The sequence below is a fragment of the Pseudarthrobacter sp. 05T312 genome, from assembly GCF_056396685.1.
In genome coordinates, this window is the sequence record NZ_JBFTLY010000026.1 from 17,011 (window position 1) to 36,815 (window position 19,805).

Genomic DNA, 19,805 nt, shown 5'->3' on the forward strand with positions numbered 1-19,805 from the left:
TCGCTATTCCTTCTCTTTGGTCATGTAGTGCATCAGGGTTTCCTGGGTGGCTTCGGCGATGGGCACCTCGCCGGTGATGTGGCCGGCTGCGAGGGTGTAGATGCGGTCGCAGATGCCAAGGAGTTCGGGAAGTTCCGAGGAAATCACAAGGACTGCCTTTCCTTCGGCGGCGAGTTTGGCGATGATCGTGTAGATCTCGTATTTGGCGCCGACGTCGATCCCGCGGGTGGGTTCATCGAGGATGAGCACATCGGGGTCGGAGAACATCCATTTGCTCAGCACCACCTTCTGCTGGTTTCCACCCGACAGCTTGCCGGTAATGGCGGCCACGGAGGGTGCCTTGATGTTCATGCTCTTGCGGTAGCCGTTGGCCACCACAGTCTCCTGGTTCTTGTCCACGAAGCCGGTCTTGGCGAGCTTGCGCAGTGCCGCCAGCGAGATATTCCGCTTGATGTCCTCAATGAGGTTCAGGCCGTAGTGCTTCCGGTCCTCGGTGGCGTAGGCGATGCCGTGACGGATAGCGTCGGACACCGTGGCGGTGTTGATTTCTTCGCCGTATTTGTACACCTTGCCCGACGTGGCGGTGCCGTAGGTGCGGCCAAAGACGCTCATGGCAAGTTCGGTGCGCCCGGCGCCCATGAGGCCAGCCAGGCCTACCACCTCACCCTTCCTGACGTGCAGGTTGGCGTTATTGACCACCATGCGGCTGTGGTCCTGGGGGTGGCGTACGGACCAGTCCTCAATCCGCAGGACCTCCTCGCCGATGTTGGGCTCGCGTTCCGGATACAGGCTCTCCAGGTCACGGCCCACCATGCCGCGGATAATCCGTTCCTGCGTGATCTGGCCTTCGTCGAGACGCAGGGTCTCGATGGTCCTGCCGTCCCGGATGATGGTGACGGCGTCCGCCACCTTCCGGATTTCATTAAGTTTGTGGCTGATGATGATGCTGGTGACGCCCTGTCCCTTCAGGTGGAGGATCAGGTCCAGCAGATGGCCGGAATCCTCGTCGTTGAGGGCGGCCGTGGGTTCGTCAAGGATCAGCAGCTTCACCTCCTTGGAGAGGGCCTTGGCGATTTCCACCAGTTGCTGCTTTCCGACACTGATGTGCTGCACGGGGGTGACCGGATTCTCGTCCAAGCCAACTCGGGCCAGCAGCTTGGCGGCCTCGAGGTTGGTCTTGCGCCAGTCCACCCATCCATTGGTGGCCTGTTCATTGCCCAGGTAGATGTTCTCGGCGATGGAGAGGAACGGGCTCAGGGCCAGTTCCTGGTGGATGATGACAATTCCCCGCTTTTCGCTGTCCGAGATGCTGGAGAAGTTGCAGGGTTCGTTCTCGAAGAGGATCTCCCCGTCGAAGGTGTTGTGTGCATAGACGCCGGACAACACTTTCATGAGCGTTGATTTGCCGGCCCCGTTTTCACCGCAGATGGCGTGGACCTCGCCACGGTTCACATCCAGGGTGACGTCCTGCAGCGCTTTTACGCCCGGGAACGTCTTGGTGATTCCTCGCATTTGAAGAATGGGTATGTTCATCGTCAATTCCCACTGACTGGTCGAAAGCTGGGCCTTCCTGCTGCTGCAGGAGGCTGCGGACGGGGCTGTGGCCGGATGGGGGTCCGGCCACAGCCCCCTGGCGCTGACTACTTGACGTCGGAGTCCTTGTAGTAACCCGAGTCGATCAGTTCCTTCTTGTAGTTGTCCTTGGTGATAATGACGGACTTCAGCAGGAAGGCCGGGACCACCTTGACCTTATTGTTGTAGGTCTTGGTGTCATTGGTTTCCGGTTCCTGGCCCTTGAGGACGGCGTCCACCATCTTCACGGCCTGCGCGCCGAGCTGGCGGGTGTCCTTGAAGATGGTGGAGTACTGCTCGCCGGCGACGATGGACTTCACGGAACCCTTTTCGGCGTCCTGGCCGGTCACCACGGGGAGGCTTCCCTTGGCGTAGCCGCCGGTGCTGGTGAGGGCCGAGATGATGCCGATGGACAGGCCGTCATACGGGGACAGGACGCCGTTCAGCTTGGTGCCGGAGCTGTACGCGGAGGTGAGGATGTCCTCCATGCGCTTCTGGGCCACGGGTGCCTGCCAGCGGAGGATCGCTGCCTGCTCAAACTTGGTCTGTCCGCTGGGGACCTTCAAGGTGCCGGCATCCATGTAAGGCTTGAGGGTGTCCATGGCGCCGGTCCAGAAGAAGTTGGCGTTGTTGTCGTCGGGGCTGCCCGCGAAAAGCTCGATGTTGAAGGGGCCCTTGCCGTCCACCTTCTTGCCGCTGGCATCAACGAGGCCCAGGCCGGTCAACAGCGAGGTGGCCTGCTGGACGCCCACCGTGTAGTTGTCGAACGTGGTGTAGTAGTCGACGTTGGGCGTGCCGTTGATGAGGCGGTCGTACGCGATGACCTTGACGTTCTGCTCCTTGGCCTTGGCCAGGACGTCGGTCAGGGTGGTGCCGTCAATGGCGGCGATGATCAGGGCCTTGGCGCCCTTGGTCAGCATGTTTTCGATCTGCGACACCTGGGTGGGGATGTCGTCATTGGCGAACTGGAGGTCCGTCTTGTAGCCGAGGTCCTTCAGGGACTTTTCAACGTTGGCGCCATCGGCGATCCACCGTTCGGACGTCTGAGTGGGCATCGAGATGCCTACCAGTGAATCACTGGGCTTTGCAGCCGCGCCGCTGGGTTCGCTGGCTCCGCCGCGGGCGCCGCAACCGGTGGCACCCACCGTCAGGGCGAGGACAAGCGCCACCGCGCCCATCAGTTTTTTGATTCTCACCATTTTCTCCTTCCGCGGCAGCACTGCCACGAAGTGTTGTTGGACCGGGCAGCACCCGTGCTCCCTGGTCCTGGCCACATTGTTGATGTGTCGGTTCAATATAGACTGATTTGTGAACGCTAACAAGAGGTCCAGGCGGGAATTGCGAAAAGTTTTCGGCTTCATTGACTTCTCGGTTGTTAGCGTTCACACTGACTGCAGCACTTAGCTGTACCCTGACCCCTACAAACCCGGTAATGAGGCCCATGCCTCCCGGACGGAGGCAACCCCCATGCCAGATGCGCTGACCACTCCCAGCTCCGAGTCCCTCCATGACCACTGCGTCATCGGCGTGGATTACGGAACCCTTTCAGGCCGCGCCGTGGTGGTGCGCGTCCGCGACGGCAAGGAGCTGGGCAGCGCCGTCCACGAGTATCCCCACGCCGTGGTCACGGATGTGCTGCCCCGGGATACAGCGGGCGACGACGGCGCCCGGCTTCCCGGGGAATGGGCACTCCAGGTGCCCAACGACTACCGGGACGTCCTGCGTACCGCTGTCCCTGCCGCCGTGGCCGACGCGGGGATCGACCCTGCCGCCGTCGTCGGCATTGCCACCGACTTCACCGCCTGCACCATGGTGCCGGTCAAGGCCGACGGAACCCCCCTGAACGAACTGCCCGCCTTCGCCAACCGTCCGCACGCCTACGTGAAGCTCTGGCGCCACCACGCAGCGCAGGGGCAGGCTGACCGGATCAACAAGCTCGCCGCCGAACGCGGCGAGGACTGGCTTCCGCGGTACGGGGGACTGATCTCCTCCGAATGGGAGTTCGCGAAGGGACTGCAGCTGCTGGAAGAGGATCCGGAAGCCTACGCCGCCATGGACCACTGGGTGGAGGCGGCCGACTGGATCGTCTGGCAGCTTTGCGGCCGCTACGTCCGCAACGCCTGCACGGCCGGCTACAAGGGGATTTACCAGGATGGCCGGTATCCGTCCGAAGAGTTCCTTGCTGCCCTGAACCCGGACTTCAAGGATTTCGTCAGCTCCAAGCTGGAGCACACTATCGGCCGGCTGGGCGATGCCGCCGGCACCCTGACGGCGGAGGCCGCTGCCTGGACCGGGCTGCCGGAGGGCATCGCGGTGGCCGTGGGAAACGTTGACGCGCACGTCACCGCCCCGGCCGCGAAGGCCGTCGAACCCGGCCAGCTGGTGGCGATCATGGGCACCTCCACCTGCCACGTCATGAACGGCAGTGAGCTGCGCGAGGTGCCGGGTATGTGCGGTGCCGTTGATGGTGGCATCGTGCCGGGCCTGTGGGGCTACGAGGCCGGACAGTCAGGCGTGGGCGACATTTTCGGCTGGTTCACGAAGTACGGCGTCCCGCCCGAATACCACCAGGCTGCCAAGGACTCCGGACTGGGGATCCACGAGTACCTGACCGAACTGGCCTCCCGCCAGGCCATCGGGGAGCACGGACTGATCGCACTCGACTGGCATTCGGGCAACCGCTCGGTCCTGGTGGACCACGAGCTTTCGGGCATGGTGGTGGGCCAAACCCTGGCCACCAGGCCCGAGGACACCTACCGCGCCCTCCTGGAAGCCACAGCCTTTGGAACCCGCACCATCGTGGACGCCTTCCGTGACGCCGGAGTCCCGGTCAAGGAATTCATCGTGGCCGGTGGCCTGTTGAAGAACCGGCTCCTGATGCAGATCTACGCCGATGCCACCGGGCTCCAGCTGTCCACCATCGGCTCGGAACAGGGACCGGCACTGGGCTCAGCCATCCATGCCGCCGTCGCAGCGGGAGAATACGCGGACATCCGTGAAGCCGCCGCGGCCATGGGCGCCGAGCCCGGCGAGGTCTACACCCCCATCCCGGAAAACGCGGCCGCCTACGAACAACTGTTCCAGGAATACAAGGCCCTCCACGACTACTTCGGCAGGGGCGGCAACGACGTCATGCACCGGCTCAAGGCCATCCAGCGCAAAGCCGCCCAGACGGCCCAGCCTGCAGCAGGCTCCGTATCCGAATCACCGGTGTGGGTGTCAGCATGACCGCCGGGACAGGTGCCGGAACCGGCCTTCTGGAAACCATCGCCCGGATCCGGGCGGAGGTGTGCGCCCTGCACGCCGAGCTGACCCGGTATGGCCTGGTGGTGTGGACGGCGGGCAACGTTTCGGCGCGGGTGCCGGGCACCGACCTCATGGTGATCAAGCCGTCCGGTGTCTCGTACCAGGAGCTCACCCCGGAGCAGATGATCGTGACCGACCTGTATGGCACCCCGGTCAGGGGCACCAACGTGGGCGGCAGCGGCACGGTGGACTGGGGCAATCCCGCGCTGTCGCCGTCGTCGGACACCGCCGCGCACGCCTACGTGTACCGGCACATGCCGGAGGTGGGCGGGGTGGTGCACACGCATTCCACGTACGCCACCGCCTGGGCTGCCCGGGGCGAGGCCATCCCCTGCGTGCTCACCATGATGGGGGACGAGTTCGGCGGCTCGATCCCGGTGGGCCCGTTCGCGCTGATCGGCGACGACTCGATTGGGCACGGAATCGTGGAGACGCTGAAGAATTCCACGTCCCCGGCGGTCCTGATGCAGAACCACGGCCCGTTCACCATCGGCAAGGATGCCCGCTCCGCCGTCAAGGCCGCCGTCATGTGCGAGGAAGTGGCGCGCACCGTGCACATTTCCCGGCAGCTGGGCGAGCCGCTGCCCATTGACCAGGCCCACATCGACTCCCTCTACGCCCGCTACCAGAACGTCTACGGCCAATAACAAGCACCGGCCACCAACCGGCCAGAAAATCTTTCCAGGAGAATTCATGAGCACCGCTGCGACCACTTCCCTCGACGGCTACGAAGTCTGGTTCCTGACCGGCAGCCAGCACCTCTACGGCGAGGAGGTCCTCAAGCAGGTGGCGGCCCAGTCGCAGGAGATCGCCAACCAGCTCAATGCCTCCTCCGCGGTGCCCGTGCGCATCGTGTGGAAGCCGGTCCTGACCGATTCCGATGCCATCCGCCGCACCGCACTGGAGGCTAACTCGGATGACTCGGTCATCGGCGTGACGGCCTGGATGCACACCTTCAGCCCGGCCAAGATGTGGATCCAGGGCCTGGACCTGCTGCGGAAGCCCCTGCTGCACCTGCACACCCAAGCCAACCGGGACCTGCCCTGGGCGGACATCGACTTCGACTTCATGAACCTGAACCAGGCCGCCCACGGCGACCGCGAGTTCGGCTACATCCAGTCCCGCCTGGGCATCGCCCGGAAGACCGTCGTCGGCCACGTCTCCAACCCCGAAGTGGCCCGCCAGGTGGGATCGTGGCAGCGTGCTGCCGCGGGCTGGGCAGCCGTCCGCACCCTGAGGCTCACCCGCTTTGGCGACAACATGCGCAACGTCGCCGTCACTGAAGGCGACAAGACCGAGGCCGAGCTGCGCTTCGGCGTCGCGGTCAACACCTGGTCCGTCAACGAGCTCGCCGACGCCGTCCGTGGCGCTGCAGAGTCCGACGTCGACGCCCTGGTGGCCGAGTACGAGGACCTTTACGACGTCGTGCCGGAGCTCCGCGCAGGCGCGGCCCGGCACGACTCGCTGCGCTACGGCGCCCGGATCGAACTGGGCCTGCGGTCCTTCCTTGAAGGCAACGGCTCCGCGGCGTTCACCACGTCCTTCGAGGACCTTGGCGCCCTCCGCCAGCTGCCCGGACTCGCCGTGCAGCGGCTCATGGCCGCCGGTTACGGGTTCGGCGCCGAAGGCGACTGGAAGACCGCCATCCTGGTCCGGGCCGCCAAGGTGATGGGCGCCGGCCTGCCCGGCGGCGCCTCCCTCATGGAGGACTACACCTACCACCTGGAACCCGGGTCCGAAAAGATCCTCGGCGCCCACATGCTCGAAGTCTGCCCTTCCCTGACGGCAGCAAAGCCGCGGCTGGAAATCCACCCGCTGGGCATCGGCGGCAAGGAAGACCCCGTCCGGCTGGTGTTCGACGCCGACGCGTCCCCGGGCGTCGTCGTCGCCCTGTCCGACATGCGGGACCGGTTCCGCCTGGTGGCCAACGCCGTCAACGTGGTCCCGCTCGACCAGCCGCTGCCCAACCTCCCCGTGGCCCGCGCACTCTGGGAGCCCCAGCCGGACTTCGCCACCTCGGCCGCGGCGTGGCTCACCGCCGGGGCAGCCCACCACACCGTGCTCTCCACCCAGGTGGGCATGGACGTCTTCGAGGACTTCGCCGAAATAGCCAAGACCGAACTGCTCACCATCGACCAGGACACCACTATCCGCCAGTTCAAAAAGGACCTGAACTGGAACGCCGCCTACTACAAACTCGCCGGCGGGATCTGATCAGGTGGCAAAGGTCCCGGCGGCGGCCAGGGACGGGAACCCCGTGACGGCCAGCGTCCCGCCGCGGCTGCCCAGGCTTGAGGACGTGGCGGAACGTGCCGGGGTATCGCACCAGACCGTTTCACGGGTGGTCAACAACCACCCCAACGTAAGTCCCGGCACCCGGCGGAAGGTGGAAGCGGCGATTGCCGACCTCGGCTACCGCCGCAACTCTGCCGCCCGGAGCCTGGTCACCCGGCGCTCGCAGATCATCGGCGTCCTGGGCAGCGAGCTTTCGCAATACGGCCCGGCCAACACCCTGCTGGGCGTGGAACGGGCTGCGCGGGATGCGGGCTACTTCGTCAGCGTCGCGGCGCTGCGCGAGGTCACCCGGGACGCGATCCTGGACGCCGTCCGGCACTTCCTGGACCAGTCGGTGGACGGGATCGTGGTAATCGTTCCGCACCTGGAAACGCTGGCTGCCTTGGCGGAACTGCCGATCGGAGTGCCGGTGGTGGCCGTGGGACCGGAGGGGAACGACAGCGTGGGCGGCGTCAAGGTGGACCAGCGGCGCGGCGCCGAACTGGCGGTGGAACATCTCATCAGCCAGGGGCACGTACGGATTGGACACGTTGCGGGTCCGCAGGACTGGATCGACGCCGTAGCCCGCGCCGAGGGTTGGCGGCATGCCCTGGAATCCGCCGGGCTCGAGGCGGACCTGATCACCGAGGGTGACTGGAGCGCGGGCAGCGGCTACGGGATCGGCCGGCGGCTGGCTGCCGGCCGCCGGGCCACGGCCCTTTTCGTCGGCAACGACCAGATGGCCCTTGGCGTCCTGCGTGCCCTGAACGAGGCGGGCGTCAGGGTGCCGCAGGACCTCTCGGTGGTGGGTTTCGACGACCAGCCGGAGGCGGGCTACTTCAGTCCGCCATTGACGGTGGTCCGGCAGGACTTTGAAGAACTGGGCCGGCGGTGCATGGACATGATGCTCACCGCGTTCGACGGTCGGGACGGGCCGCGGACCCTGGTGGTGGAGCCCGAGCTCATCGTGCGCAGCAGTACGGCGCCGCCTGTCCCGTGACGTGGCGGGCGCCGAATTAATCAGCGGGAGACCCGCGCGAAACGTGGCCACAACAATAACTGCGTAGTTTTCAGGCATGACCGCTACCTTGCTCACACGGCTCCGCAACTGGCTGCTGGATTCCGTCACGTTCGACTCCGAATCGAGTGCCGCCGGCGCCATGGCCGATGCCACCCGGTGGGGATGGCTGCCGGCATTGAGCGGGGTGTCCATCGGGGCGGCCCACGCCAGGGCCGGGCATGCGGGAACGGTGCCCGAAACCGGTGGAATGTCTGGTTGAGCACACTATTGCGCCGGTAGCGGGATCATGCCCTAAACTGCTTCACTGAGGTGCCTGAAATGGCGCTGCGCAGCAACGAAAGTGAACATGCTATGGCTACCGATTACGATGCTCCACGCAAGCAGGAAGAAGAGTCGCCGGCCGACTCCCTCGAGGCCCTTCAGGCATCACGGAGCGGCAACGCGCAGACCGCGGTTATCGATGTCGACGAGAACGACACCGCTGAAGGTATCGACCTGCCCGGCGCCGATCTGTCCAATGAGGAACTGACGGTCATCGTGGTTCCCGAGCAGTCTGACGAGTTCACCTGCGCATCGTGCTTCCTGGTCCGCCACCGGTCGCAGGTCGCCCGTGAAAAGGATGGCCTGAAGTACTGCCGCGAGTGCGAAGGCTAGAGTTTTCCTGTCTTTCCCGGCGCCGGCCACCTCCCTGAGGTGGCCGGCGCTGCTTTGTCCCCGCACGCCGTCGTTATCAAAATGGACCTCGTTTCAGCCCGCCAACCCTCCTACGCTGGAAGCATCCAACAGCCCTTATTTTGGATGGCACCACAATGAAAAAGTTCTCCATCTGGCTCGCGGCCATCCTGCTGGCTGTCGGGCTGGGAATCGTTGCGGAGGGCCCCGCCGCCGCGGCGCCCTACTGCGGACTCACCTGGGGTTCGCTGATGAAGTCGGGCGGCGACATGGGCCGCGTGCCCGTGACGAACGTCCGGACCGGCCAGCACTATTGCTTTGACCGGCTGGTGGTTGACCTGGGCGGCGTGCCGGCTCCCGGCTACACCGTGCGCTACGTCCCGCAAATTATCCAGGACGGCTCGGGCGCAATCGTGCCCACCCGGGGCGGCGCCCGGTTGCAGGTGGTCGTCAAAGCGCCGGCCTACGACGACAACGGCCAGCCCACCTACACCCCCGCCGACAAGGCCGGGCTTTCCAACGTTTCGGGATACCAGACCTTCCGCCAGGTTGTCTGGGCCGGAAGCTTCGAGGGCCAGACCACCATCGGCCTGGGCGTCCGTGCCCGCCTCCCGTTCCGGGTGTTCACCCTTGACGGTCCGGGCGCCGGTGCGCGCCTGGTCATCGACGTGGCGCACTACTGGTGACCAGCCGTCGTCGTCACACCAAAAAAGGTGCCGGGCCCCGGTGGGGCGCGGCACCTTTTGGGTTGGAAGTTATTCCGGAACCACCAGTGCGGGGGTGTCCTGCTTGAGGGTTTCGCCGCGGAAGAAGCCCGGGTGCGTACGGGACATGACCAGCATGACGACGGCGCCCAGGGCCAGGATGCCGACGCCCAGGATGAATACCAGGCCTATGCCAAACACCTCTGAACCGCTGCCAAACTCAGGTGCCAGGCTGTCCATGGCGGTCTGGACGAAGACGACGAACAGCCCCACGCCGCCCACCACCGGGCACACCAGGCGGAACATGAAGTGCCGCACGCTGTTGAACAGGCTGTGGCGGAAGTACCACGTGCAGGCCAGGGCGGTGAGGCCGTAGTAGAAGCAGATCATCAGGCCCAGGGCCAGGATGGTGTCGTTCAGGACGTTCTCGCTGACCACATGCATGACGGCGTAGAACCCCGCAGACATGACGCCGGCGGCGATGGTGGCAAAGCCCGGTGTGGAGAACTTCCTGCTGATGCGGCTGAAGGGTTCGGGCAGCGCGCCGTAGTGGGCCATGGCCAGCAGGCTGCGCGAGGGCGACATGAAGGTCGACTGCAGGGACGCGGCGGAGCTGGAAAGCACGGCGAGGGACATCAGGATGGCAAACGGTCCCATGATGGGGGAGGCCAGCGCCGTGAAGATGTTCTCGTGGTTCTCGGCGTTGTTCAGCCCGTTCCCGGTGTCGCCGACGCCGGCGAACATCATGGTGGCGATGCTGACCAGCAGGTAGATGGCCAGGACGATGACGGCGGTCAGGGTGCCTGCCACACCGGCGGTCTTCTTGCCGTTGGCCGTTTCCTCGTTGACCGTCAGGCAGACGTCCCAGCCCCAGTACACGAAGATCGACAGGGAGATGCCGGCCGCGATCTGTCCGAACGTCTCGATCTTGGTGACGTCGAACCAGTCCCAGCTGAACGGGATGGCCGTTTCCGAGGTGGACCAGTTGGCGAAGGCCATGGCCACGAACAGGCCCAGCACCAGCAGCTGGAAGCCAACCAGGCTGTACTGCACCAGCTTGGTGGTGTGCAGGCCGCGGTAGCTCACCCAGACGGCCAGCGCCACGAAAACAAAGCAGGTGATGACGTTCAACGCCTTATTGTCCGCGAGGTCCGCCAGTTCGGGGGAGCCGGTGAGCTGGGAGAGGAAGAGGTAGAAGAAGTCGACAGCGACGCCGGCCAGGTTGGACAGCACGATGATGTTGGCGGCCAGCAGGCCCCACCCGCCCATCCAGCCCACCCACGGGCCAAAGGCCTTGGTCACCCAGGTGAAGGTGGTGCCGCTGTCCGGGGAGTCGGCGTTGAGTTCCCGGTAGGCGAGCGACACCAGGATCATGGGAATGAACCCGATGAGGAAGATGACGGGCAGCTGGAGGCCGGCTTCATTGACGGTGGGACCAAGTGCGCTGGTGAGGGTATAGGCGGGGGCGATGGTGGAGATGCCCAGGACGACGACGGCCAGGAGCCCGAGCTGGCCGCCCTTGAGTCCCTTGGCGCTGACGCCGTCCGCTGAGGGGGCGTGCGCGTGCGGGCCGGGTTTGGCAGTACTGGTGCGGATTGTCTCTGTCATGGCACCACTTTCTGGAAGGCTGTGAGACGGAGGTCACTATATGAATGGCGTTCATTTAGTATGGGGGCAGCCCGGCTGTGATGCAAGACGCAATATGAATAACATTCGTTTATGACCGGTTTTCGAAATTAGTAAGCTCACTGAGAAATTGCCTTTTGCCCTGCCGCCGCGCCGTTCGCGGCTGGTAGCGTCTGCCGTACTGGACCAATAGAGGAGGATGCATGAAAGCTTCACCGACACTGACCAATAACCTGCAGGCCGTCCTGGCGGACCTGATCGAGCTTCACGTTCAGGGCAAGCAGGCGCACTGGAACATCGTGGGCACCAACTTCCGCGACCTCCACCTGCAGCTTGACGAGATCGTGGACGCTGCCCGCCAGTTCGCCGACGACACCGCCGAGCGCATGCGCGCCCTGCACGCGCTTCCCGACGGCCGCAGCTCCACCGTGGCCAAGACCACCAGCCTGGCCCAGTTCCCGGAAGGGCTGATCAGCACCGCGGACGCCATCGAGCGGATCGTAGCCGCCATGGAAGCGGCCGTGGGAACCATGCGCAAAGTCCACGATGAGGTGGATGAGGAAGACCCCACCTCGGCGGACCTCCTGCACGAGTTCATCGCCCGGCTGGAGCAGTTTGCCTGGATGGTGCAGGCGGAAAACATGAAGCCCACTGCCAAGGTCACCGCGGCCGACTCCAAGTAGCGGACGGTCCACACGGGCGTCCGGCGCCGAGGGATCCCGCGGTGCCGGACGCCTGCCTGCTGTCCGGGCAATACTGCGGATGTTCCGCTAAACCGCTTTGGGCACTTTGCGGAGGATGACGCCGGCGAGCACTGCCGCCGTCGCCATGAGCACCAGCCCGATTGCCGCCGTGACGTGCACTCCGGAATCGAAGGCGGCCGCCGCGGCGTCCTTGAGGGCTCCGGCGAGCGGCGCCGGCAGCAGGTTGGCTGCGTCCACCGCGCCGGCCAGCGTTTCGCTGGCGTTGTGCAGCGAATTGCCGGGCAGCATTTCCTTCAGCCCTGCCGGCAACCGCAGGTGCTGGTGGTAGGACGCCGTCAGGATGGAGCCCAGTACCGCAGTCCCCAGCAGCGAGCCCACCTCGTAGCCCGTCTCGGAAATCGCCGCCGCAGCGCCTGATTTCGCCGGCGGGGCCGAGTCGAGGATGAGGTCGTTCGAGATGGTTTCCGCCGTGCCCACGCCCAGCGCCAGGACCAGCAGTGCGGCCAGCAGCATCGCGGATCCGCCGCCATGGCTTCCGAAGGCCACCATGCTGTAGCCAATGGCGCTGAAGGACAGCCCCGCGGCCACGACAAACCCCGGGCGGACCTTGCGGACCAGCGGCACCACCACCAGGCCTGCCACCACCGTGGCCGCCAGCGCGGGGAGCATTGCGACGCCTGCCGCGGACGGGGTCATGCCTCCGATGAGCTGGAGGTGCTGGGCAAGGAAAAGGATGAAGCCGTTGAAGGAAAACAGGGCCAGGATATTGGCGCTGATGGCCATGCTGAATACCTTGTTCCGGAACAGGGACATGTCCAGCAGCGGGTGCTCCAGCCGGTGCTGGCGCCGCACGAACACAACGCCCATGGCCAGGCCGAAGGCAATGCTGCCCAGCCCGGCAGCGCCCGGACCCTCGGTGGCCACTGTTTTGATGCCGTAGACCACGGGCACCATGACCAGCATGGAGAGCGCGATGCTGGCGACATCCACCCTGCCCGGCGCGGGGTCCTTCGATTCCGGGATGAGGGCCGGACCCAGCGCCAGCAGGGGGAGCATGAGCGGCACCGATACCAGGAAGACGGCGCCCCACCAGAAGTGCTCCACCAGCCATCCGCCCAGTATCGGCCCCAGGGCGGCGCCGCCGGAAAAGCCCGCGGCCCAGATGGCCACGGCCAGTCGCCGGCGGTTGGGCTCCGGGAAAATGTTGCGGATCAGCGACAACGTGGACGGCATCAGCATGGCGCCGAAGAACCCCAGCGCGGCCCGGCCGGCGATCAGCCACTCAGGCGTGGGCGCAAAGGCCGTGGCGGCGGACAGTCCGGCGAAGCCCAGGCTGCCGATGACCAGCAGGCGCCGCCGCCCGATCCGGTCGCCGAGGCTGCCCATCGACACCAACAGGCCGGCCAGGACCAGCGGATAGGCGTCAACGATCCACAGCAGTTGCACGCCGCCGGGTTCCAGGGCCTGGGAGATGGCGGGAAGTGCGAAGGTCAGTGCCGTGTTGTCCACCGCCACCAGCAGGACGGGAAACATCAGCAGGCCGAGCGCAAGCCAGTCGCGCCATGGGCGGCGTGTGGGGGTGCCGTCCCCGTGGACTGCTGTGGGGCTGATGGAGGTCGTCATTCCATAACTGTACCGTCTGGACGGTATAGTTTGAAACTGGCATATTCCCGATTCGGACCCGCCTGAGGGCATGATGGGAGGCATGCCCCGAAAGCCTGTCGCCCGTGATGCGGTCCTCGACGCCTTCGAGTCCCTGCTGATCGACGTGGGGGAGCGCGCCGCCACCCTTGACGCCGTGGCCCGCAAGGCCGGCGTGTCCAAGGGCGGCCTGCTCTACCACTTTCCCAACAAGGAAGCATTGATTGCCGTGCTGCTGGACCGGTTGGAGGGCCTGGCCCGGGCAGACGCCGACGCGATGGCTTCGGCCGATGAAGGGGCTGCGGCCTACTTCATCCGTTCTTCGGTGTGGGCAGACACTCCGCTGGACCGTGTCATCGTGGCGGCCACCCGCCTGGCGGAGGTGGCGCATGAAGAGACGCGGCGCCGGTTCGCCGCCATCCAGCGACGGTGGCTGGATGAGATTGCGGCGGATGTTGGACCCGGCCTGGCCAAGGCTGTCCTGTACATGGGGGACGGGCTGTACTTCAACGCCATGCTGTCCGTGGGGCCTGCCCCGGAGGCGGGCGCCGGTTCCGATGTGGAGGAGCTCCTGGCCGCCCTGGAGCGGCTCCGCAGGTAGCCCCGACCATTTGCCCGGAGGGGTTGGGGCGTAGGACAATGGAGAGTTGTGAGGGCTGTCATCGGCCGTCATGATCGCAACAAATGAATAGCCTTTGATCTGCGGCGGGAGAGTCCTGCCCGAAGCACAGGCAGGCGCCGTAGGAGCAAATCCTCCCCGGGAATCTCACAGGCCCCTGTACCGCCGCGGCGAGGCACCTCTGGAAAGCAGCAGGCAGCTTCCGTTCCCCTGTGAAGGGGCCGGCATGACTGTTGTGCTCACCGACGGTGCAAGCGGTTCCTGCCCAGGCAGGCAACGCGGAAACTCTCAGGTCCAATACAGAGCGGGGAGGGACCCGGATAGCTGTGGCGTACCCTGCGCCGCCTGAACAAAATGGAGTTCCTTCGTGTCGGTTACCCCAGCCCCCACCACTTTCGTCGACCGCCACATTGGTGCACGCCGCCAGGATGACATCGACACCATGCTCAAGGCCGTTGGCTACGGCACGGTCGACGCACTGGTCGATACCGCCGTCCCCAAGGTCATCCGCCAGGAAACCGCACTCCGCCTGCAGGACGCACTCAGTGAAGTTGAGGTGCTTGCAGAACTCCGCCGGCTCGCCGCCAAGAACAAAACGGCCGTGCAGCTGATCGGCCAGGGCTACTACGACACCGTCACGCCTGCAGTGATCCGCCGGAACGTGCTGGAAGCCCCGGCCTGGTACACCGCCTACACGCCGTACCAGCCCGAGATTTCCCAGGGCCGGCTCGAGGCGCTGCTGAACTTCCAGACCATGGTCCAGGACCTGGTGGGCCTGCCCATCGCCAACGCGTCCCTGCTCGATGAAGCCACCGCCGTGGCCGAGGCCGTGCTGCTGATGCGCCGCTCCAACAAGGCCAAGCCTGCAGCGGACGGCAAGACTGTCCTGGACATCGACGTGCTGCCGCAGACCATCGCCATCGTCAAGGGCCGCGCCGAGGCGCTCGGCTTCGAGGTTGAGGTCGCCGACCTGTCCAACGGCCTGCCCGACGGCGACATCAACGGGATCGTGCTCCAGCAGCCCGGCGCCTCCGGCCGGGTCTGGGACCAGTCCGCCACTATTGCGGCGGCGAAGGAACGCGGCGCGCTGGTCACCGTGGCCGCTGACCTGCTGGCCCTGACCCTGATCACCCCTCCGGGCGAGCAGGGCGCCGACATCGCCGTCGGCTCCACCCAGCGCTTCGGGGTCCCGTTGTTCTTCGGTGGCCCGCACGCCGCCTACATGGCTGTCCGCAAGGGCCTGGAGCGGTCGCTGCCCGGCCGCCTGGTGGGGGTGTCCAAGGACGACGCAGGGGTGCCCGCGTACCGCCTGGCGCTGCAGACCCGCGAGCAGCACATCCGCCGCGAAAAGGCCACATCCAACATCTGCACCGCGCAGGCCCTGCTGGCCATCGTCTCCTCGATGTACGCCGTCTACCACGGCCCCGACGGGCTGAAGGCGATCGCGGAAACGACGCACGGCCACGCCCGGGTGCTGGCGGCCTCGCTGGCAGCTGCCGGTGTGGAGGTGCTGCACACGAGCTTCTTCGACACCCTTACCGTCCGCGTCCCCGGACGCGCTGCCGCGCTTGTCGCCGATGCCGAAGCGCGCGGCATCAACCTGCGTTCCATCGACGCCGATACCGTGGGCATCTCGCTCGACGAAACCACGACGGCGGCCATCGTCGCCGACGTCGCGGACGTCTTTGGGGCCTCCGTTGCCGCGGCTGAAGGCTTCGGACTGGAGGCCGCCGTCGGACGTTCCTCCGACTACCTGCAGCACCCGGTGTTCAACACGCACCGGTCTGAAACCCAGCTGCTGCGCTACATCCGGAAGCTGTCGGACCGGGACCTGGCGCTGGACCGCACCATGATCCCGCTGGGCTCGTGCACCATGAAGCTGAATGCCACCGCCGAGATGGAAGCCATCTCCTGGCCGGAGTTCGCCTCCATCCACCCCTTCGCCCCGGACTCCCAGACCGAAGGCTGGCGTGAACTGATTGCCGACCTGGAGGCGGACCTGACCGCGATCACCGGGTACGACCAGGTGTCCATCCAGCCCAATGCCGGATCCCAGGGCGAGCTCGCCGGCCTGCTGGCCATCCGCGGCTACCACCACTCCCGCGGGGAAGAGCAGCGCAACGTCTGCCTCATTCCCGCCTCCGCCCACGGCACCAACGCCGCCTCGGCAGTCCTGGCCGGCATGAAGGTCGTCGTCGTCGCCACCGCAGCGGACGGCACCATCAACCACGATGACCTGACGGCCAAGATCGAGGCCCACAAGGATGTCCTGTCCTGCATCATGATCACGTACCCGTCCACCCACGGCGTCTACGACGGGGACGTCCGTGAGGTCTGCGACGCCGTGCACGCGGCCGGCGGCCAGGTCTACATCGACGGCGCCAACCTGAACGCCCTGGTGGGCCTGGCCCAGCCCGGCAAGTTCGGCGGCGACGTCTCCCACCTGAACCTGCACAAGACCTTCTGCATCCCCCACGGCGGCGGCGGACCCGGCGTCGGACCCGTGGCAGCCAAGGCCCACCTGGCACCGTTCATGCCCGGCGACGCCAACAAGGCAGCGCATGAGGAAGGCCACGGGGTCGCGATCTCGGCTTCCCGCTTCGGTTCGGCCGGCGTCCTGCCGATCTCCTGGGCGTACGTGAAGCTCATGGGCGGCGAAGGCCTGACCGAGGCCACCAAGTCCGCGCTGCTCGCAGCCAATTACGTCGCTGCCCGGCTGAACGAGTATTTCCCAGTGCTCTACACCGGCGAAGGCGGCCTGGTGGCGCACGAATGCATCCTGAACCTGCGCGAACTGACCGCCAAGACCGGTGTCACGGCCGAGGACGTGGCCAAGCGCCTCATCGACTTCGGCTTCCACGCCCCCACCCTGGCATTCCCGGTGGCAGGAACCCTGATGGTGGAGCCCACCGAGTCCGAGGACCTGGCCGAGATCGACCGCTTCATCGAGGCCATGATCACCATCCGCAAGGAAATCGACCAGGTGGCCAACGGCGACTTCGCCGTGGCGGACTCACCCCTGCGCCGCGCACCCCACACGGCAGCCGCCGTCGTCAGCTCCGACTGGGACCGTGCCTACCCGCGCGAGCAGGCCGCGTTCCCTGCCCACCACAAGCAGGACAAGTACTTCCCGCCGGTGGGCCGGATCGACGGCGCCGCCGGAGACCGGAACCTCATCTGCTCCTGCCCGCCGCTCGAAGAGTTCGAAAACTAAAGGACCGGCACCGTGACCGAGAAATACACCGCCCTGTACGACGAACATAAAAAGCTGGGCGCCTCCTTCACCGACTTCGGCGGCTGGCAGATGCCATTGAAGTACAGCTCCGAACTGGCTGAACACCACGCCGTCCGCAACACCGCCGGCCTGTTCGACCTCTCCCACATGGGCGAAGTGTGGGTCACCGGACCGCAGGCTGCCGCTTTCCTCGACTACGCCCTGGCGGGCAAGATCTCCGCCATGGCCGTGGGCAAGGCCAAGTACTCGCTGATCTGCAACGCCGACGGCGGCATCATCGACGACCTCATCACCTACCGCCGTCCCGCTGCTGAAGACGGAACAGATGTCTTCCTGGTGGTGCCCAATGCGGGCAACGCCGCGGTGGTGGCGGCGGCCCTGCACGAACGGGCCGCAGGGTTCGACGTGCTGGTGGAGGACGCCTCGGCCCGGACATCGCTGATCGCAGTGCAGGGCCCCAGGGCCCAGGAACTCCTACTTCGCCTGGTCCCGGCCGCACAGCACTCGCTGGTGACGGAGCTGAAGTACTACGCCGCCGTGGAGGTTCCGTTCCTGGTGGGCGGGGCCGGCAAGGAACTCCTGCTCGCGCGCACCGGGTACACCGGTGAGGACGGGTTCGAGATCTTCGTGGCCAACGATGACGCCCCGGCCCTGTGGCAGGCACTGGTCGCCATCGCCGACGACGGGGAACTGACCCCCTCCGGCCTTGCCTCCCGCGACTCTCTCCGCCTGGAAGCGGGAATGCCGCTGTACGGGAACGAACTGTCGCTGCAGGGCGACCCGTTCGCTGCCGGGCTTGGCCCCGTCGTCGCACTCTCCAAGGAAGGCGACTTCGTTGGCAAGGCCGCGCTGGCAGCAAAGAAGGAAGCCGGCGCAGGCAGCACCTCCGGCCGCCGCCTCGTGGGGCTCAAAGGCAAGGGCCGCCGCGCCGGCCGGGCGCACTACCCCGTGCTCAAGGACGGGGACACGGTCGGTGAAGTCACCTCCGGCCAGCCCTCACCCACCCTCGGCTACCCGATCGCCATGGCCTACGTCGACGTCGAACACTCGGCACCCGGCACAGCCCTGGACATCGATCTCCGCGGCAAAGCAGAACCCTTCGAAGTCGTCGACCTCCCGTTCTACAAGCGCACCCGCTAAAGCCCGCATGGTCGCCTTCGTGACCGGTGGACCGGACATTTTCACGCCTGCTGCTCCTTCGTCGCTTTGACGCAGGCTTTCGAAAAGTCCGGCTCCGCCGGCCCCTCCCGGGGAAGTCGCCTTGGTGACGTGCCTGCGGAGTGGGCGGGGCATCCGGCAGCGGGCGTCTAAGGGAGCGGCACGTCCGCGCAGCGGGCGTCTTCGCGACCGAGCCCGCAGAGGATGTCCTGCCCGCTCCATCCCGACCACCCTTTTAGTTAGGAACCGTCATGGCTGTTGGTGTCTTTGATCTTTTTTCGATCGGGATTGGCCCGTCGTCTTCGCATACGGTGGGGCCGATGCGGGCTGCTGCTGTGTTCGCTGAGGAGCTTAAGGCCTCCGGCAGGCTGGCTGATGTCGTGTCGCTGCGGGTGGATTTGTATGGGTCGCTGGCCGCGACGGGGCATGGGCATGGGACGATGACGGCGGTCCTGTTGGGGTTGGAGGGGTTCCATCCGGAGTTGATCCTGCCTGATGAGGTGGAGGAGCGGTTGGCCTCGATCGCGGAGACGGGGGTCCTGAACCTGGCCGGGTCGGTGTCGCTGCCGTATGGCGTCAAGGACATGGTGTTGCGGCCGTTGACGGTGCTGCCGCGGCACACGAACGGGATGACGTTCACGGTCAGCGACGCTGCCGGGGATGTGGTGCATGCGGCGACGTTTTTCTCGGTCGGTGGCGGGTTCATCGTCCGGGAGGGGGAAGAGGACGCGGCGCAGCAGGAACTGGACGCGTCCAAGGAGGAGTTGCCGCTGCCGTTCCGGACCGCGGCGGAGTTGCTGGAGCACTGCGCGGTGACCGGGCTGGGGATCGCCGATGTGATGTTCAGGAACGAGTTGGCCTCCCGCTCCGAGGAGGAGATCCGTGCCGGGCTGCTGCATATCTGGTCCGTGATGGAGAACTGCGTGCAGACCTCGCTCAAACGCGAGGGGGTGCTGCCGGGCGGGTTGAAGGTCCGCCGCCGCGCCCCGGACTGGTACGAGCGGTTGAAGAAGGAAACCGCCGGCCCCGACGACGCCGGCAATGACGGGCAGGACCATCACGACCCACGGTATTGGCAGGAGTGGGTTAACTTGGTGGCGTTGGCCGTGAACGAAGAGAACGCCTCCGGCGGCCGGGTGGTCACCGCGCCGACGAACGGGGCGGCCGGGATCATCCCGGCGGTGCTGTTCTATGCCCTGCATTTCGCCCCGGGCATGGACCAGGCAACCCAGGCCGACCGGGACGGTGTGGTGGTGCGGTTCCTGCTCGCCGC

16 protein-coding genes and 1 riboswitch are annotated in these 19,805 nt (G+C 66.1%); of the genes, 12 read left to right on the plus strand and 4 right to left on the minus strand.

Annotation, left to right across the window (positions count from 1 at the left end; all coding sequences use genetic code 11):
- Positions 1-3: 3 nt before the first annotated feature.
- Entirely contained in the window at positions 4-1,533 is a 1,530-nt protein-coding gene (gene mmsA, locus AC1DIP_RS21575) for a multiple monosaccharide ABC transporter ATP-binding protein (RefSeq protein WP_477735041.1), read from the minus strand.
- Positions 1,534-1,640: 107 nt separating this feature from the next.
- Entirely contained in the window at positions 1,641-2,771 is a 1,131-nt protein-coding gene (gene chvE, locus AC1DIP_RS21580; RefSeq protein ID WP_476209356.1) for a multiple monosaccharide ABC transporter substrate-binding protein, read from the minus strand.
- Positions 2,772-3,039: 268 nt separating this feature from the next.
- On the opposite strand from chvE, the gene araB reads away from it, so the two are divergent.
- The 7 genes from araB (at position 3,040) to AC1DIP_RS21615 (ending at position 9,531) form a co-directional block, all read left to right on the plus strand.
- A complete protein-coding gene (araB, locus tag AC1DIP_RS21585) occupies positions 3,040-4,800 on the plus strand; it encodes a ribulokinase (protein WP_477735042.1) in 1,761 nt (586 codons plus the stop codon).
- Positions 4,797-5,525 (plus strand): L-ribulose-5-phosphate 4-epimerase, encoded by a 729-nt coding sequence (locus AC1DIP_RS21590; protein WP_476209359.1) that lies wholly within the window; start codon positions 4,797-4,799, stop codon positions 5,523-5,525. The genes araB and AC1DIP_RS21590 overlap by 4 nt, the downstream gene beginning before the upstream one ends.
- 46 nt (positions 5,526-5,571) lie before the next feature.
- Positions 5,572-7,092, plus strand: coding sequence for an L-arabinose isomerase (gene araA / locus AC1DIP_RS21595; protein ID WP_476209361.1), 1,521 nt, complete (start codon positions 5,572-5,574; stop codon positions 7,090-7,092).
- Between the two features lie 43 nt (positions 7,093-7,135).
- Positions 7,136-8,152: a LacI family DNA-binding transcriptional regulator gene (locus AC1DIP_RS21600; RefSeq protein ID WP_477735043.1), complete on the plus strand. Its 1,017-nt coding sequence runs from the start codon at positions 7,136-7,138 to the stop codon at positions 8,150-8,152.
- Between the two features lie 76 nt (positions 8,153-8,228).
- Complete coding sequence (locus AC1DIP_RS21605) at positions 8,229-8,432, plus strand: hypothetical protein (protein ID WP_477735044.1); 204 nt, start codon at positions 8,229-8,231, stop codon at positions 8,430-8,432.
- Between the two features lie 92 nt (positions 8,433-8,524).
- The gene (locus AC1DIP_RS21610; RefSeq protein ID WP_477735045.1) at positions 8,525-8,827 is read left to right on the plus strand and encodes a DUF4193 domain-containing protein; all 303 of its coding nucleotides are present in this window, start codon (positions 8,525-8,527) and stop codon (positions 8,825-8,827) included.
- Between the two features lie 155 nt (positions 8,828-8,982).
- Positions 8,983-9,531, plus strand: a complete 549-nt coding sequence (locus AC1DIP_RS21615; protein WP_477735046.1) for an AMIN-like domain-containing (lipo)protein — start codon at positions 8,983-8,985, stop codon at positions 9,529-9,531.
- Positions 9,532-9,600: 69 nt separating this feature from the next.
- Here the strand turns inward: AC1DIP_RS21615 and AC1DIP_RS21620 are convergent, their stop codons facing one another.
- Positions 9,601-11,157, minus strand: a complete 1,557-nt coding sequence (locus AC1DIP_RS21620) for an amino acid permease (RefSeq protein WP_476209367.1) — start codon at positions 11,155-11,157, stop codon at positions 9,601-9,603.
- A gap of 221 nt (positions 11,158-11,378) precedes the next feature.
- Between AC1DIP_RS21620 and AC1DIP_RS21625 the strand changes: the two genes are divergently transcribed.
- Positions 11,379-11,858, plus strand: a complete 480-nt coding sequence (locus AC1DIP_RS21625; protein WP_476209369.1) for a ferritin-like domain-containing protein — start codon at positions 11,379-11,381, stop codon at positions 11,856-11,858.
- Between the two features lie 87 nt (positions 11,859-11,945).
- On the opposite strand, the gene AC1DIP_RS21630 is transcribed toward AC1DIP_RS21625, so the two are convergent.
- Entirely contained in the window at positions 11,946-13,502 is a 1,557-nt protein-coding gene (locus tag AC1DIP_RS21630; RefSeq protein ID WP_477735047.1) for an MFS transporter, read from the minus strand.
- 82 nt (positions 13,503-13,584) lie between these two features.
- Between AC1DIP_RS21630 and AC1DIP_RS21635 the strand changes: the two genes are divergently transcribed.
- From AC1DIP_RS21635 to AC1DIP_RS21650, 4 genes are all read left to right on the plus strand, one after another.
- Complete coding sequence (locus AC1DIP_RS21635) at positions 13,585-14,121, plus strand: TetR family transcriptional regulator (RefSeq protein WP_476209373.1); 537 nt, start codon at positions 13,585-13,587, stop codon at positions 14,119-14,121.
- 95 nt (positions 14,122-14,216) lie between these two features.
- Positions 14,217-14,314: riboswitch (glycine riboswitch) on the plus strand.
- Positions 14,315-14,506: 192 nt separating this feature from the next.
- Positions 14,507-17,353 carry an aminomethyl-transferring glycine dehydrogenase gene (gene gcvP / locus AC1DIP_RS21640; RefSeq protein ID WP_477735048.1) on the plus strand — a complete coding sequence of 949 codons (2,847 nt, stop codon included), beginning with the start codon at positions 14,507-14,509 and terminating at the stop codon, positions 17,351-17,353.
- A gap of 12 nt (positions 17,354-17,365) precedes the next feature.
- The gene (gcvT, locus tag AC1DIP_RS21645) at positions 17,366-18,514 is read left to right on the plus strand and encodes a glycine cleavage system aminomethyltransferase GcvT (protein WP_477735049.1); all 1,149 of its coding nucleotides are present in this window, start codon (positions 17,366-17,368) and stop codon (positions 18,512-18,514) included.
- Positions 18,515-18,783: 269 nt separating this feature from the next.
- On the plus strand, positions 18,784-19,805 hold a 1,022-nt coding region (locus AC1DIP_RS21650; RefSeq protein ID WP_477735050.1), incomplete at its 3' end, for an L-serine ammonia-lyase.

Coding starts and splice junctions, on each gene's coding strand:
- AC1DIP_RS21610 (WP_477735045.1), top strand. CDS start 8,525: ATGGCTACCGATTACGATGCTCCACGCAAGCAGGAAGAAGAGTCGCCG.
- AC1DIP_RS21615 (WP_477735046.1), top strand. CDS start 8,983: ATGAAAAAGTTCTCCATCTGGCTCGCGGCCATCCTGCTGGCTGTCGGG.
- AC1DIP_RS21605 (WP_477735044.1), top strand. CDS start 8,229: ATGACCGCTACCTTGCTCACACGGCTCCGCAACTGGCTGCTGGATTCC.
- araB (WP_477735042.1), top strand. CDS start 3,040: ATGCCAGATGCGCTGACCACTCCCAGCTCCGAGTCCCTCCATGACCAC.
- AC1DIP_RS21625 (WP_476209369.1), top strand. CDS start 11,379: ATGAAAGCTTCACCGACACTGACCAATAACCTGCAGGCCGTCCTGGCG.
- AC1DIP_RS21630 (WP_477735047.1), bottom strand. CDS start 13,502: ATGACGACCTCCATCAGCCCCACAGCAGTCCACGGGGACGGCACCCCC.
- araA (WP_476209361.1), top strand. CDS start 5,572: ATGAGCACCGCTGCGACCACTTCCCTCGACGGCTACGAAGTCTGGTTC.
- AC1DIP_RS21635 (WP_476209373.1), top strand. CDS start 13,585: ATGCCCCGAAAGCCTGTCGCCCGTGATGCGGTCCTCGACGCCTTCGAG.
- chvE (WP_476209356.1), bottom strand. CDS start 2,771: ATGGTGAGAATCAAAAAACTGATGGGCGCGGTGGCGCTTGTCCTCGCC.
- AC1DIP_RS21590 (WP_476209359.1), top strand. CDS start 4,797: ATGACCGCCGGGACAGGTGCCGGAACCGGCCTTCTGGAAACCATCGCC.
- mmsA (WP_477735041.1), bottom strand. CDS start 1,533: ATGAACATACCCATTCTTCAAATGCGAGGAATCACCAAGACGTTCCCG.
- AC1DIP_RS21620 (WP_476209367.1), bottom strand. CDS start 11,157: ATGACAGAGACAATCCGCACCAGTACTGCCAAACCCGGCCCGCACGCG.